This window comes from Streptomyces sp. LN549 (assembly GCF_043203805.1).
Lineage (GTDB): Bacteria > Actinomycetota > Actinomycetes > Streptomycetales > Streptomycetaceae > Streptomyces.
Map to the genome: position 1 here is coordinate 657554 of NZ_JAZHRI010000002.1, position 13988 is coordinate 671541.

Sequence of the window (13988 nt, forward strand, 5' to 3'; positions counted from 1 at the left end):
CTCGTCGCACGCAACGCCAGTGACATCATCGCCTATCGATGGTAGATAACAGCCAATCGATTAATGCTGTCAATGCGTCAGGAGCCTCCCATGAACGGTGCCGCCACAGATTCCCCTGATCCCACCGAAGCCACCGGGTGGTTCGAGGCCGCACGCTTCGGGCTCTTCGTCCACTTCGGCCTGTACAGCCTGGCGGCGCGGCACGAGTGGGTCCGCAGCCGAGAGGCCATGTCCCAGCAGGAGTACGACCGTTACCTGTCCCGCTTCGATCCCGATCTGTTCGATGCCCGCCAACTTGCACGTACGGCGCGGGAGTCGGGGATGCGATATGCGGTGCTGACGGCCAAGCACCATGACGGCTTCTGCCTGTTCGACTCGGCGCTGACCGACTACACCTCGGTCCGTACGACAGGCCGCGACCTGGTCCGCGAGTTCGTGGACGCGATGCGCGCCGAGGGCCTGCGCGTCGGCCTGTACTACTCGCTGCTCGACTGGCACCACCCCGACTTCACCGTCGACGAGCACCACCCGCTGCGCGGCACCGCGGCCGAGCAGGAGCCCCGCGACATGGGACGCTACCGCGCCTACATGGAGGGGCAGATACGCGAACTCCTCACCGGATACGGCCGGATCGACACCCTGTTCTTCGACTTCACATATCCGGAGAAGGGTCCCGAGGAGTGGGGTGCGGAGCAACTCCTGGCCACCGTCAAGGAACTGCAGCCGGGCATCCTCGTCAACGACAGGCTCGGCATCCCCGGCGACTACGTCACGCCCGAGCAGTACCAGCCCGACCGACCGCTGGAGCGCCGTGGCGAGCGGGTGACGTGGGAGGCCTGCCACACACTCAACGGCTCATGGGGGTACGACCGCGACAACCATGACTACAAGGACCCTGCGCTGCTGGTCCGCATGCTGGTGCAGTCCGTCGCCTGCGGCGGGAACCTCATCCTGAACGTCGGGCCCACCGGTCGCGGCTCTCTGGATCCGCAGGCCCGCGCCACACTCCGGGCGATCGGCGAGTGGACCGAGCTGCACGCACGGTCCGTGCACGGTGCGGGGCCGAGCGCGTTCGAGCCGCCCCCGCACACTCTGTACACACAGTCCGGGAACCGTCTCTATCTGCACCTGCCGGTCTGGCCACTCAAACACGTTCATCTGCGGGGGCTGTCCGGGCGCGTGCGCTACGCCCAACTCCTGCACGACGGTTCGGAGATCCGTTTCCACGAGACGGACGGCGCGCGGCACGAGCACAACAACCTCGCGCCGCCGAGCCAGCCGGCGGGGACCCTGACCCTGACCCTGCCGATCGTCCGGCCGGACGTACTCCTCCCTGTGATCGAGCTGGAGCTGGACGGGCCGCAGTGAAGCCGGTGATCAGGCCGCATCCGAGCAGGCAAGGCACGCTTCCAACTCCGGCCCGGTGCGGCCGAGATGACCACCGAGAACGAAGGGGCCGGCCGGACGCGAGGCGACAGCAGAACGCAGAGGTTGCGGCAGCACCCTTGAAGAAGCAAGAAGCCGGCTCTAGCATCAACAATCGATAGACGATAGGTGTGTTGGAGGCGATGGCCCCGCCTCCGTCACATCGCACCATCCGCCGGGCGACACGCACCCCAGACCGCCCGAACCCCCTCGCGCCGCTGCTCCACCGGGAACTCTGCGGCTGAACACCAGCTATCGATTATTCACGACTACGCAACGGAGCGTGTCCCGATGAAAACAATGTGGCGCCGCGCTTGCGGACTCGCCGTGGCTCCCCTGGTGATGGCGTCGGCCGTCGCATGCGGGGGCGGGTCCGGCCAGGCCTCGGAGGGCACGACCCTCCGCGTCATCGTGAACATCACCCCGAACCTGACGGAGAAGTACTGGAACGATCTCTTCGCCACGTACGAGAAGGCCCACCCCGGCGTGACGGTCAAGCTCGAGCTGACCGGAACGATCTCGGCGGACGCGAAGCTGAGGCAGGACCTGGCGGCGGGCGATCCGCCGGATGTCGCCCAGCAGATCGTTCCGACCGCCGACACCGCCTCCCTCTTCGCCGACCTGTCCGACCAGCCCTGGACCGCCAAGACACCGCTGGCCGACCAGTACGCCGTCGACGGCAAGCACTACGTGGTCGGCGTGGGTGAGCAGATCCAGTCGCTCGTCTTCTACAACAAGTCCGCCTTCGATAAGGCGGGGCTCGACGCGGCTCGGATCCGGACGATGGATCAGTTCACTGCCGCCATGGCTGACTTGAAGGAAGCCGGCTACAAGCCGCTGCAGGCTGCCGGCCAGTGGGTCACCGGGTCCCAGTTCTCGATGATGGCCGACGCGGGTGTACTCACCGCCGACCCCGAGTGGACGGTCAAGCGCAACAAGGGCGAGGCCTCCTTCTCGAAGAGCGGCTACCTGCCCTACCTCGAGCAGTACAAGGGCTGGATCGACAAGGGCTACCTGGAGAAGAGCGCGCTCGGTCTCACCTACGCGGACGGTCAGACGGCCTTCCTGAACGGCAAGTCCGCGATGTACATCATGGGTTCGTTCTTCGTGCCCGCCGCGGACGCCGCGAAGAAGAGCGACGACATCGGGGTGTTTACCATGCCGACCGACGGGGCCTACCCGTCCGGCCAGTTCGGCAACATATCGAACCCCTACGTCGTGGTGAACAAGTCGCGGCACAAGGCCGAGGCGCTCGAGTTCGTGAAGTGGGCGACCACCGACCCGGCAGCCATCAAGAGCCAGCTCGCCTCCGACGCGAACCTGCGGGAGGGCTTCACGTACAAGATGTCGAGCCTCGGCACCTCCGTGCAGCAGATCCTGGACAAGGCACCGTCGGTGCTTGTGAAGTCCGGTGACAGCCAGCCGATCGCAGGCTTCAGTGACGAGCTCAACAAGCAGATCCAGTCCCTGTACACGGGCTCGTCCCCCGCGGACGCGGCCGATGGATTGGACAAGTGGTGGAACTCGCAGAGCTGAACGCAGGGCCGGCCCATCGGGCGCGGCGCCGGGCGCGGCTACGGGAGTCGGCCGTGTCCCTCGGGATGATGGGTCCGGCCGTCCTCCTCTACACCGTGATGACCGTCGTGCCGGTGGGAGTCGCGGTCTATCTCAGCCTGACGGACTGGGACGGCTTCTCCACCGCCTCGTTCACCGGGCTCGACAACTACAAACACCTCTTCGACGACCCGAGTTCGTCGGACGCCTGGTACGTGACAGCACTGATCGCCGCGGCCGGCACCGTTCTCATGGTGGGCCTGGGGCTCGTGTACGCGCTTGCGCTCAAGGGCCGCTCACGCGCGAACTCCTTCTTCCGGGCCGTCGCCTACTTTCCGCACGTCATCAGCGCCCTGATCCTCGGCTACCTGTGGGCGGCGATCCTGGGCACCAACGGCGCCATCAACAACACACTCGCCAAGTTCGGAATCGAGCCGCTCGGGTTCCTCTTCGACGAGCAGTTCGCGCTGATCTCGCTGATCGCCGTGATCGTGTGGGCGGGCTTCGGCTTCAACGTCGTCCTGTTCGTGGCCGCCCTGCAGACCGTGCCGGCCGAGCTGCTCGAGGCAGCCGCGATCGACGGCGCCTCCAAACGGCAGATCAATCTGCGGATCGTGATCCCCATGATCGCCCCCGTGGTGACCGTGGCGACGGTGCTGAACCTGGTGGGGCTCATCCGGGCCTACGACATCGTGGTCAGCCTCACCGGCGGCGGTCCGGCCGGGTCGACGCAGACATTCACCTATCTCATTCTCGCCCGGTCCTTCGAGGGCACCAAAGTCGGTTACGCGACCGCGCAGGCGGTGTTCCTGATGGTGGTGTCCGCAGTGCTCGCCCTCCTCGTGACGGCACTGCGCAACCGCCAGGACCAAGCAGCGACAAGTTAGTCAGGAGCCGTTGGTGGTCGTACTGGAAGCAGAGGTCCGCGACAGGTCGAAGGCCGCGCCGGCCAAGGGTGACGATGCGCGTGACACGGAGCGCAAGGAGCCCCGGTCGCCCGTGCGGTGGGCCCTGCTCGGTGTGCTCCTCGTCGTCATGATCGTGCCGGTCTACCTGCTCGTGGTGAACGCCTTCAAGTCGCAGCAGGACATCCTCGACAACCCCTTCTCGATCCCGCTGAACGGGCTGACCTTCGAGCACATGTCAGCCGCGATCAGCAGCCCGCAGTTCAACGTCATCGACGGCTACGGCTTCACGCTGTTCCTCGTCGTGCTCGTGGACGTGCTGTGCATCCTGCTCGCCGGCCCCGCCGCGTACGCGATCGCGCGCAGCCTCAAGCGGCGTACGCAACTGGTCCTGCTGTACTTCCTGGCCGGCACGTTCATCCCGGGCGCCGCCGTGATCATCCCGGTGATCTACGTACTGCGCGAGATCGGCCTGGCCAACACCGTGACCGGCCTGGTCGCGCACGATGTGGCGTCCACACTGCCGGTGAGCATCTTCCTGTTCGTCGGTTTCATCCGCACGATTCCGGTGGACATCGACAACGCGGCGACCATCGACGGCGCGGGCCGCTACCGGACGTTCTGGTCCATCATCTTCCCGCTCATGCGCCCTGCGGTGGTCACCGTGATCATCCTCAACTCGATCGGAATCTGGAACGACTTCATCTCCCCCCAGATCCTGCTCAGCCCGTCCTCCGGGCATTACACGGTCACGACGGCGGTCTACGCCGGCATCAGCCAGTACTCGACCGATCTGACGAAGGTGTTCCCCAACCTTCTTCTCGCCATCGCACCCGTCGTCATCTTCTTCATCTACATGCAGCGCCACATCATCAGCGGGCTCACCGTAGGCGCCGTGAAGGGATGACCGGGTTCGTCCTTCCCCGTCCGAGTCCAACAAAGAGCCGAGAGCAGAGAAAGGACCACGGAGTGCTGAGGAGTTCGAAACCACGGTCCCGCAGAGGGTCGTGGGCCGCAGCCGCCCTGCTCGCATCGCTGGCCATGGTGGCGGTCGGCCATCCGGCCGCCGCCCATCCCGTCAGACCCCAGGCGGGCACGACCTATTACGTGTCGCCCTCCGGCCGGGACGCGGCCGGCGGCAAGACCGCCAACTCCCCGTTCCGGCACATCCAGAAGTGCGCCGATGTGATGGTGCCGGGCGATACCTGTCTGGTTCTGTCCGGCACGTACGAAGAGACCGTGGTGCCGGCCCGTTCCGGCAGCGCCGAACTGCCCATCACCTATCGCACCGCGCCGGGTGCCGAGGTGACGGTGAGCGGTGCGTCGAGGATCGGCGGCTTCGATCCGGTCACCACCGCCGACGTCACCGCGATCGCCGCGACCGACCCGTTCGCCGCGGACTCAGAGTTCAGCGACGCGGTGGCGGACGGGCACATCTACAGCACGGACGTCGACCTCGGCCCGGACGTGACCACCGTGCAGGTGTTCACCGACAAGAGGATGGGCGTCGAGGCCCAATGGCCCTATCCCGGCCTCGATCTGCTCGCCCCCTCGCTCCAGTACGCCGGCGAGGCCAGCGCGGACGCCACCGTCGCCGACGCGGATCTGACCCGCCCGGCGGGGTACTGGAACGGCGCGCGCGCCCTCACCGGATACTGGTACGTCTCGGCCACCACCACGGTCAAGAGCTCCGCCGTCGGTTCGGTGACGCTGGACGCGGCGCCGCCGTGCGTCCACAAGGTCGTGCCGAGGGAGACCCGCTACGCCCTGTCCGGAAAGATCGGTGAACTCGCCCACCCGGGTGAGTGGTTCTACGACCCGGCCGCGAAGCGACTGTACGTGTACGGCACCGAAGACCCGGACACCCACACCGTCGAGGCGAAACGCCGTACCCTCGGCTTCGACCTGACGAACACCTCTCACACGACGGTCGACGGCATCGATCTCTTCGCCACCACGATCGCCACCGGCCCCTCCAGCACGGGCGTCACGCTGGACGGCATCCACGGCCAGTACCTCTCGCACTACACGGACATCACCCGGGGCGCGACGGACTGCGGCAGCACGGTGACACGGGGCGTCGGCGACAGCGGCATCATCCTCGACGGCACCCAGAACAAGATCGTGAACAGTGACCTCTCGCTGAGCGCCGGTAACGGCATCGCGCTGCGTGGACAGAACAACACCGCCACGGACAACGTGATCCACGACGTCGACTACATGGGCACCTACGCGGCGGGCATCGCCGTACAGGGCAACAGCCAGACGGTCACGCACAACACGATCTCCCGGGTCGGGCGCAGCGGGATCAACCTCCAGTGGAACGAGGTCGCCGGCCTCGCCCCGGGCAAGGACCTGATCGCGTACAACGACATCTCCGGGTACGCCCGGATGAGCCTCGACGTCGCCGCGATCTACACCTGCTGCAGTGCCTGGATGATGGGCACGTCCATCGACCACAACGTGCTGCACGACCCCGCGCCGGCCACGACCTCCACCACGTTCGGGATCTCGGGGGTCTACGCGGACAACGGCCAGAGCGATCTCGTGATCGCGAACAATGTGGGCTGGGGCAACCGGGAGGGCACCGTGATGCTCAACGGCCTGGGGACCGGATCGCACAACAACGGCGTCTACAACAACACCGGCGGGATGACGCTGTTCTATGTGAAGGAACCGGGGCAGTCGACCGGCACCAGGATCTACAACAACCTCGGTACGATCCGCGGCCTGAGCGGCGCCACCGATGGCGGGCTGGTTCTCTCCAACAACCTTCCCCCGGAAACCGACCCGCTGTTCGTCGACGCGGCGAACCACGATTTCCGGCTCACCGCCGAGTCCCCGGCACGTAATCAGGCGATCGCGCTTCCGGGGATCAACGACGGGTCCACGGATCCGGCCCCGAGCCTGGGTGCCTACCAGTACGGGGCTCCCGAGTGGACTGCGGGCGCCCGTCGGTAGTCCCTACGCGACACGGTCATGGGCCCGACCCGGATACTCCGGATCGGGCCCATGACGTCTGGATCAATTCGACTTCTCCGCGGTCTTCCCCGACGTCGTCCGCTTCGTCGCGGCAGCCTTCCTGCGCGGCTGCTTCGTCTCCCGCGCATCCGGAACGGGCCCGCGGCCGGCGGCGTGGTCGGCGAACGCCCGGGCCGCCTTCTCGGGCTCTCCTGCCCTCAACAGGCCGACCAGACGACCGTGTTCGTCAGCCATCGCACTCCTGTCACCGTCGAAGAGCGGGTCGGAGATGGCACGCAGGGTACGCAGACTCGGCTCGATGACCTCCCACATACGGGCGAGGAACGGATTTCCCGCGAACTGGCTGACCAGGCTGTGGAACTCGACGTCGGCGTCACGGAAGTTGCTGACGTCGTTCGTGGCGACCGCCTCGTGCATCCGCTCGACCTGCGCGTCGAGCTCGGCGAGCTCCTCCTCCGTGATGCGCTCCGCGGCAAGCTGCGCGGCAAGGCTCTCCAGTGGCTCACGCACCTGCCGTGCGTACTCCGCGTCCTGCGAGGAGACCTCGACGACGAAGTGGCCGCGTCGGGGCACGTGCGTGAACAGGCCTTCACGGGCCAGCCTCTTGACTGCCTCGCGCACCGGGGCCTGGCTCACGCCGAGCCGCCGCCGCGCGATCTCCGATTCGACCACGCGGTCGTTCGGCGCGAGATCACCTTCGACGACGGCCTGGCGGAGCAGGTCGTACACCTGGTCCGAGATCAGGGTCTTGCGGAACCGGTCCTTGTTGGTGGCCAGCGTGGAGACGAATCCACCGGAAGCATTTGATGCCATGAATTCCCAATCCTGCACTGGGGCACGTCAGTTGCGACATAATACGCGCCCGTCTTCCCTCGATGGAGTCACACCGAGGTTTCCAGCTGATCGGCCAGCCACTCCAATTTGACTACCTCATGGGCGGGCCCGCCGCCCTCGTGATCGTTGAAGGGATACACCCGTATCTGCTTGCCGGACTGATCGACATTCCGCTCGGCGCCGTAGTGGTTGAACGCCGCGTACACCGTGGAGGGCGGGCAGATGCGGTCCATCAGCCCGACCGAGAACAGCGTCGGCGCATTCGCCCGCCGGGCGAGGGTGGCGGCGTCGAAGTAGGACAGGGTGCGGGTCACCGTGGCCGCGTGCTCACGGTGCCGCTTCACGAATCTGGTGACCTCGTCGTACGGCGGCATGTCGGTGATCGTCGTCGCGCGCGGGAAGTGGCACAGGAACGGCACGTCCGGCATGGCGGCCACGAGGTCGGGTACGAGGCCCGCGGCGGCGAGCGCGATGCCGCCGCCCTGGCTGGTGCCGGTCACCACGACGCGGGCCGGGTCGACGTCCGGGTGCGTGCGCACCGCGGCGACGGCACGCACCGCGTCGGTGTACAGGCGCCGGTAGTAGTAGCGGAGCGGGTCGAGCACGCCGCGGGTGAGGAAGCCGGGCGCCGCGATGTCACCACTGGCCGGGTCGGGGTCGGGGGTCTCGGCCCCCTGGCCGCGGGTGTCCATGACGAAGTGCGCGTAGCCCGCGTCGGCCCACAGCCGTATCTCGTGCGGCGCTCCCCGGCCGCTGCCGTAGCCCAGGTACTCCACGACGACCGGCAGTGGACCGGTGCGGGTCACCGGCAGATGGAACCAGCCGCGCACGGGGTGGCCGCCGTAGCCGGCGAAGGTCACGTCGAAGGTGTCGATCGTGACAAGCCCGTTGGGCACCGGATCGAACGTTGCGGCGAGGCCGAACCCCTCCTGCTGCGCAAGCGTCTCCTGCCAGAAGACGTCGAAGTCGTCCGGCTCGGGGAGAGTTGGACGGTAGCTCTCCAGCTCGTCCAGGGGAAAGTCGAAATGTGCCATGAGCATCTCCGCGGAGGTCGGGGCCGACTCTCGGCGAGGCGGAGTCGGTCACTGATCATCGCCTATCGATCATCGAGGGAATCGAATCAGGGGCATTCGAGCACTGTCAACCACGCGGACGGTCACCCACGACGGTCAGCCGCGACGACGGTCAGCGCCGAGGCCGTACACGCGGACCGCGGTCGTGTGCAGTACGCGCTCGCGTTGATCGCCCGTCAGGTGCGCCAGTCCGGGCCGGGACGTCGCGAGCGAGTCGGCCCGTGAGCCACGGGGCAGGCAGACCGGCCAGTCGGAGCCGACGAGGCAGCGGTCGGGACCGAGCGCATCCACCACGTGTCGCACCATGTGCGCGATGCGCCGCGGCGGAACCCCGTACTGCTGGGTGAGCAGCCCGGAGAGCTTCACCACCACGTTCGGGTCAGCCGCAGCCCGTTCGATGTCGCGGTACCACTCCCCCGCCGCCGGCAGGCGCGCGTCCGGCGGGTTGCCCAGGTGGTCGACGACAACCGTCAGCTCCGGGTGTCGAGTGGCGACGTCGGCTGCCGCCGCCAACGCCCCCTGATGCAGATTGAGCTCCAGCACCAGGCCCTCCTCGGCCAGTACGGGAACGAGTGCGCGGGCCGGCTCCGGGGTGCCTGCCCAGGAAGTGCCGCCGAGCCTCATACCGTTGGGGCGCGAGGCGCCCCACTCATGGAGGAGGTGACGGAACGGGTCGGGTCCGTCGCCGCCGTGGACGTGCAGGTTGGCCACGTACCCGGCCACCAGGTCCGGGCGGCGCAGACACAGTTCACGCAGGGCGTGCGTCTCTCCCGCATCACCGCGCGACGCCTCGACCAGCACCGCTCCGGTCAGGTCCAGGCCCGCACCCGACTGCTCCAAGTCACCCTCACCGAAGGCGTGATGGTGCTCACTGCCTGGCCTGATCCACGGGAATCCCTCAGCCGGATCCCACAGGTGAACATGACAGTCGATCACGATGTGCCTCCTCCTCGGGGCATGCGGGGCGGCTCCTGAGTATTGACACGTCGACTCCCCGCCGGTGAGTCTAACCATCGGCTATCGATGGGCGATTATTCAATGCTTACGTGACGAGGGAGCAGGTGTTCTCGATGCTCAGGCCTGAGCGGACCGGCACACACACAGGGGCAGCGGCCCACGGACCACTACTGACCGCGACCCGGAGCGCCACGGAACTCCCCCGATGGGCGGAACTGGAAAGGCAGTTGTTCGCCGTCCAGAACAAGGCATGGCGGATCTTCGCCGACCGCTACACCGAGGGGGACGGCCGCCTCGTCTTCCGCGGCACACTCGGCCGGGGGCTGGACGGCCGGGACGGCGTGGACGACTTCTACGAGCCGTTCTTCAACTGGCCGACGCTGTACCTGCTGGGTGGCAGCGCTGATCTGCTGACCGCCGCCCGGCGGCACTGGAGCGGCGTCACCGCACAGCTCACGGAGATGGGCATGCTGCGCGACGGCCTGGAGCGGGGCTACGACTGGTTCCACCAGGGCGAGGGGCTACTCCTCTTCTACAGCCTGTGCCTCGCGGACCCGGACGACAAGGAGCTACGCGAACTCGCCCTTCGATTCGCCGACTTCTACCTTCCCGGCGGCCCCAACTACGACGATGAACACCGGGTCGTCCGCGCCCCGCACAACGGCTCGGCGGGACCGCGTTCCGGCTTCGGCGATGAGGAACCGTACTTCCCGTGGAGCCCGGCTCTGCGCCCGTACGGCCTGCCGCTGGACGGATTCGACGACGTCGCATCGTTCGACGATCTGGAGGCGTCGCCCGAGCGTGCCCGCGCCTACGGCCGCGCGATGTGGGACCGGATGGGCCGCGGTGACACGATCGTGAACCTGGCAGCCACCGGCCTCGCGACGCAGGCCTTCCTGCTCAGCGGCGAGCAGCGCTACGCGGACTGGGTCGCCGAGTACGTCGGCGTGTGGCAGGAGCGGCTCGCGGGCCGCGAGGTCGTGCCCGACAACGCGGGCCTGAACGGTGTGGTGGGCGAGTATCTGGACGGCCGCTGGTACGGCGGCCACTACGGATGGTCCTGGCCGCACGGCCTGTCCCCCGTCGGCAGCGCCACCGTCGTCGGCGCGGCCAACGCGACACTTCTCACCGGGGAGCGGGGCTTCCTGGACCTCGCCCGCAACCCCCTCGACGTGGTGCTGTCCCACGCCGAACAGCGCGGTGCGGACGAGATGGGGACACTCGGCGAGCGCTGGGAGCCGCACCTGCGCGCGATGGCGGCCGAGCGCACGCTCATGGTGCCCCAGCGGCACAACGACTCCGGCTGGTTCGACTACACCGTCATGCCGGGACAACTGCCCGTCGGTCTCTGGCACTTCAGCCGCGACGAGGCCGACCGGGACCGGATCGAGCTACTGCGCTCCGCATCCCGCTGGGACTGGACGGCCGTACACACCCAGCGCATCAAGGACGAGGCCGGGCACGAGGAGCCCTGGTACGAGTTCCTGCACGGGCGGAACCCGCAGTATCCCGAGCGGATGCTGCGCAGCGCGCTGGCGAGCTGCGCCGAGCGGGTCGAGGCCATCGAGAACGACACCGTCGACCCGGCGGTCGGCCCGGACACCCTCGACATCCACCACTGGCAGCACCTCAACCCCGTGGTGACGGAAGCCTTGTTGCAGCTGACCACAGGCTCGCCGCAGGTCCTCTACAACGGCGGCCTCGTCCACCTGCACGTGCGCTACCACGACGCGGACGCCCGCCGCCCCGGCCTTCCGCCGGACGTCGCGGCACTCGTCTCCGACATCCGCCCGGACCACACGGTCGTGGAGCTGGTCAACCTGGGCGGTACGGCACGCTCCCTGCTGGTGCAGGCGGGTTCGTTCGCCGAGCACCACGTCGCCACAGTCCGCATGGACGACGGCCCCGAGCAGCCGGTCGACGGACCGTACTGCCGCGTCGGCCTCCCCGGGAACTCACGGATCCGGCTGACCCTGACCATGACACTGCGCGCAGGACGCGCGGCCTGCGCCTCACCGTGGGAGACGGCATGACCTACCGGCCGGCAGCGAAGCGGCTGCCCTTCACCCTGCCCCGCCTCGGTCTGGGCACCGCGCCGCTGGGCGGTCTCTTCGAGGCCGTCGGCGACGAGGACGCCGCCGCGACCCTCGAGGCGGCGGGCGCCGCCGGGATGACGTACTTCGACACCGCACCCCGCTACGGACACGGCCTCGCCGAGCAGCGCCTGGGCCGGCTGCTCGCCCCCTCCGGGGTCACCGACCCGGTGATCTCCACCAAGACGGGCTGGCTGCTGCGCCCGCGGCCGGACGGTTCCCCCGGAGAGGTGATCACCGACTGGACGGAGCGCGGCATCCGGGAGTCCCTGGAGTCGAGCCTGACCCGCCTGGGCCGCTCCGGCGTCGACATCCTGTATCTGCACGACCCGGACGACTACCCGGACGAGATCCGCCGCACGGCCTATCCGGCGGTGCGCAGACTGCGCGACGAAGGGCTGGTCCGGGCCATCGGGTTCGGCATGAACCACAGCGGTCCGCTCGCCTCGTACGTGGCGGATTTCGAGGTCGACGTCGTGCTCATCGCGGGTCGCCTCACCCTCCTCGACCACGAGGCGCTCGCCACACTGCTGCCGCTGTGCGCCAGGACAGGCACCTCGGTGGTCGTCGGCGGCGTCTTCAACACCGGCCTCCTGGCCGACCCGGCTCCCGGCGCCATGTTCAACTACCGGCAGTCTCCCGCGGAGGCCCTGGAGCGGGCGAGGCAGTGCCGGGCCCTGTGCGACGCGCACGGGGTGCCGATCCACGCCGCTGCGATCCAGTTCCCACTGCTGCACCCCGCCGTCGACTCGGTCGTCCTCGGCTGCCGTTCGGCTGCCGAGGTGACGGCGAACGCGGCGGCCGCCCGATTCCCGGTCCCGGACGAGCTCTGGCAGCGGCTCGCGAGGGCCGGGTTCGTTCCCGAGCAGCTGTTGGAGGAGCGCGTCGGGTAGCGATCGAGAACTCCTGCGGCGCATGCGAGCGGGGCCCGCAGCACTGCAGGCCCCGCCCGCATGCGCCGCAGGGGTGGTCATCCCCGCAACTTCCGCCCGCCCCCTCCTCCCGCCTCGTCGTTCCGCGATCTCACCGTGTTCATGGGGCTCAGAAGGTGAACTGATCGATGTTGGCCTTGTCGAAGACGGTCGGCTTGCCGAGGGAGACGAGGCCGTCCTTGCCGATGGTGAACTCGCCCAGGTCGCCGGCCTTGAAGGTCTCCCCCTCCTTGCCCGAGATCTGGCCGGACTCCAGGGCGACGGCCGTGTGGGCGGCGAGTGCGCCGAGTTTGGCCGGGTCCCACAGCTCGAAGCCTTCGACGGTGCCGTTCTTGACGTAGGCGCGCATGTCGTTCGGGGTGCCCAGGCCGGTCAGCTTGACCTTGCCCTTGTACTTGGAGCCGGAGAGGTACTGGGCGGCCGCCTTGATCCCGACGGTGGTCGGGGAGATGATCCCCTTCAGGCTGGGGTGTTCCTGAAGCAGCCCCTGGGTCTGCTGGAACGACTTCTGGGCGTCGTCGTCGCCGTAGGCGGTCTTGACGAGCTTGATGTCCTTGTACTCGGGCTTCTTCAGCTCGTCCTTCATGAAGTCGATCCAGGTGTTCTGGTTGGTGGCCGTCTGGGCCGCCGAGAGGATCGCGATCTCACCCTTGCCTCCGATCTGCTTCGCCAGCAGCTGCACCTGGGTGCGGCCGAGATCCTCGGCACTGGCCTGCGAGACGAAGACATTGCGGCAGTCGATCTTCGTGTCGGAGTCGTACGTGACCACGCTGACGCCGTTCTTCATCGCCTGCTTCAGCGCGGTGCACAGAGCGCCCGGGTCCTGCGCGGACACGGCGATGGCGTCGACCTGTTGCTGGGTGAGCGTGTTGACGTAGGAGACCTGTCCCGACGTGTCGGTGCCGCTGCTCGTACCGACCTCCTTGTACGCCGAGCCAAGCTGCTCCAGGGCCTTCTTGCCGCCGTTGTCCGACGTGGTGAAGTAGGGGTTGTTGACCTGCTTGGGCAGGAAGGCGACCGTGAGCCCCTTCTTTGTGGCGGCGTTCGGGTCGGCCTTGCCTCCGCTCGCCGCGGCCGGGCCGGCCTCCTTGGCGGCGTCTTCCTTGGTGGTGCCGGAACAGGCGGTGGCGCCGAGGGCGAGGACGGCGGTGACGGCGAGGGCGGCGGTCAGCCGGGCGCTTCGGGCGGTGGGGCCGTACATGACGGTTTCCTTTCGCTGCCGCGAGCGGCAGG

11 protein-coding genes are annotated in these 13988 nt (G+C 68.0%); 7 read left to right on the top strand and 4 right to left on the bottom strand.

Annotation, left to right across the window (positions count from 1 at the left end):
- Positions 1-90 precede the first annotated feature (90 nt).
- The 5 genes from SH922_RS02995 (at position 91) to SH922_RS03015 (ending at position 6845) form a co-directional block, all read left to right on the top strand.
- A complete protein-coding gene (locus SH922_RS02995; RefSeq protein WP_393054368.1) occupies positions 91-1368 on the top strand; it encodes an alpha-L-fucosidase in 1278 nt (425 codons plus the stop codon).
- Between the two features lie 348 nt (positions 1369-1716).
- A complete protein-coding gene (locus tag SH922_RS03000; RefSeq protein ID WP_393054370.1) occupies positions 1717-2961 on the top strand; it encodes an ABC transporter substrate-binding protein in 1245 nt (414 codons plus the stop codon).
- A gap of 53 nt (positions 2962-3014) precedes the next feature.
- The gene (locus SH922_RS03005; protein WP_393054372.1) at positions 3015-3866 is read left to right on the top strand and encodes a carbohydrate ABC transporter permease; all 852 of its coding nucleotides are present in this window, start codon (positions 3015-3017) and stop codon (positions 3864-3866) included.
- A gap of 13 nt (positions 3867-3879) precedes the next feature.
- On the top strand, positions 3880-4791 hold the full coding sequence (locus SH922_RS03010) for a carbohydrate ABC transporter permease (RefSeq protein ID WP_393054374.1): 912 nt from the start codon (positions 3880-3882) through the stop codon (positions 4789-4791).
- Between the two features lie 62 nt (positions 4792-4853).
- Positions 4854-6845, top strand: coding sequence for a hypothetical protein (locus SH922_RS03015; RefSeq protein ID WP_393054376.1), 1992 nt, complete (start codon positions 4854-4856; stop codon positions 6843-6845).
- Between the two features lie 63 nt (positions 6846-6908).
- Here the strand turns inward: SH922_RS03015 and SH922_RS03020 are convergent, their stop codons facing one another.
- The 3 genes from SH922_RS03020 to SH922_RS03030 form a co-directional block, all read right to left on the bottom strand.
- A complete protein-coding gene (locus SH922_RS03020) occupies positions 6909-7679 on the bottom strand; it encodes a GntR family transcriptional regulator (protein ID WP_393054378.1) in 771 nt (256 codons plus the stop codon).
- A 68-nt stretch (positions 7680-7747) separates the two neighbouring features.
- Positions 7748-8734, bottom strand: a complete 987-nt coding sequence (locus tag SH922_RS03025) for an acetylxylan esterase (RefSeq protein ID WP_393054380.1) — start codon at positions 8732-8734, stop codon at positions 7748-7750.
- 135 nt (positions 8735-8869) lie between these two features.
- Positions 8870-9709: an amidohydrolase family protein gene (locus SH922_RS03030; protein ID WP_393054382.1), complete on the bottom strand. Its 840-nt coding sequence runs from the start codon at positions 9707-9709 to the stop codon at positions 8870-8872.
- 110 nt (positions 9710-9819) lie between these two features.
- Here SH922_RS03030 and SH922_RS03035 point away from each other — a divergent pair, with 110 nt between their 5' ends.
- Both SH922_RS03035 and SH922_RS03040 read left to right on the top strand, forming a co-directional pair.
- Positions 9820-11763, top strand: a complete 1944-nt coding sequence (locus tag SH922_RS03035) for a hypothetical protein (RefSeq protein ID WP_393054384.1) — start codon at positions 9820-9822, stop codon at positions 11761-11763.
- Positions 11760-12716 (top strand): aldo/keto reductase, encoded by a 957-nt coding sequence (locus SH922_RS03040; protein WP_393054386.1) that lies wholly within the window; start codon positions 11760-11762, stop codon positions 12714-12716. The genes SH922_RS03035 and SH922_RS03040 overlap by 4 nt, the downstream gene beginning before the upstream one ends.
- A 148-nt stretch (positions 12717-12864) precedes the next feature.
- Here SH922_RS03040 and rhaS read toward each other — a convergent pair whose 3' ends face one another.
- A complete protein-coding gene (gene rhaS, locus SH922_RS03045; protein ID WP_393054388.1) occupies positions 12865-13956 on the bottom strand; it encodes a rhamnose ABC transporter substrate-binding protein in 1092 nt (363 codons plus the stop codon).
- Positions 13957-13988 lie beyond the last annotated feature (32 nt).

Coding starts and splice junctions, on each gene's coding strand:
- SH922_RS02995 (WP_393054368.1), top strand. CDS start 91: ATGAACGGTGCCGCCACAGATTCCCCTGATCCCACCGAAGCCACCGGG.
- SH922_RS03000 (WP_393054370.1), top strand. CDS start 1,717: ATGAAAACAATGTGGCGCCGCGCTTGCGGACTCGCCGTGGCTCCCCTG.
- SH922_RS03020 (WP_393054378.1), bottom strand. CDS start 7,679: ATGGCATCAAATGCTTCCGGTGGATTCGTCTCCACGCTGGCCACCAAC.
- SH922_RS03025 (WP_393054380.1), bottom strand. CDS start 8,734: ATGGCACATTTCGACTTTCCCCTGGACGAGCTGGAGAGCTACCGTCCA.
- SH922_RS03040 (WP_393054386.1), top strand. CDS start 11,760: ATGACCTACCGGCCGGCAGCGAAGCGGCTGCCCTTCACCCTGCCCCGC.
- rhaS (WP_393054388.1), bottom strand. CDS start 13,956: ATGTACGGCCCCACCGCCCGAAGCGCCCGGCTGACCGCCGCCCTCGCC.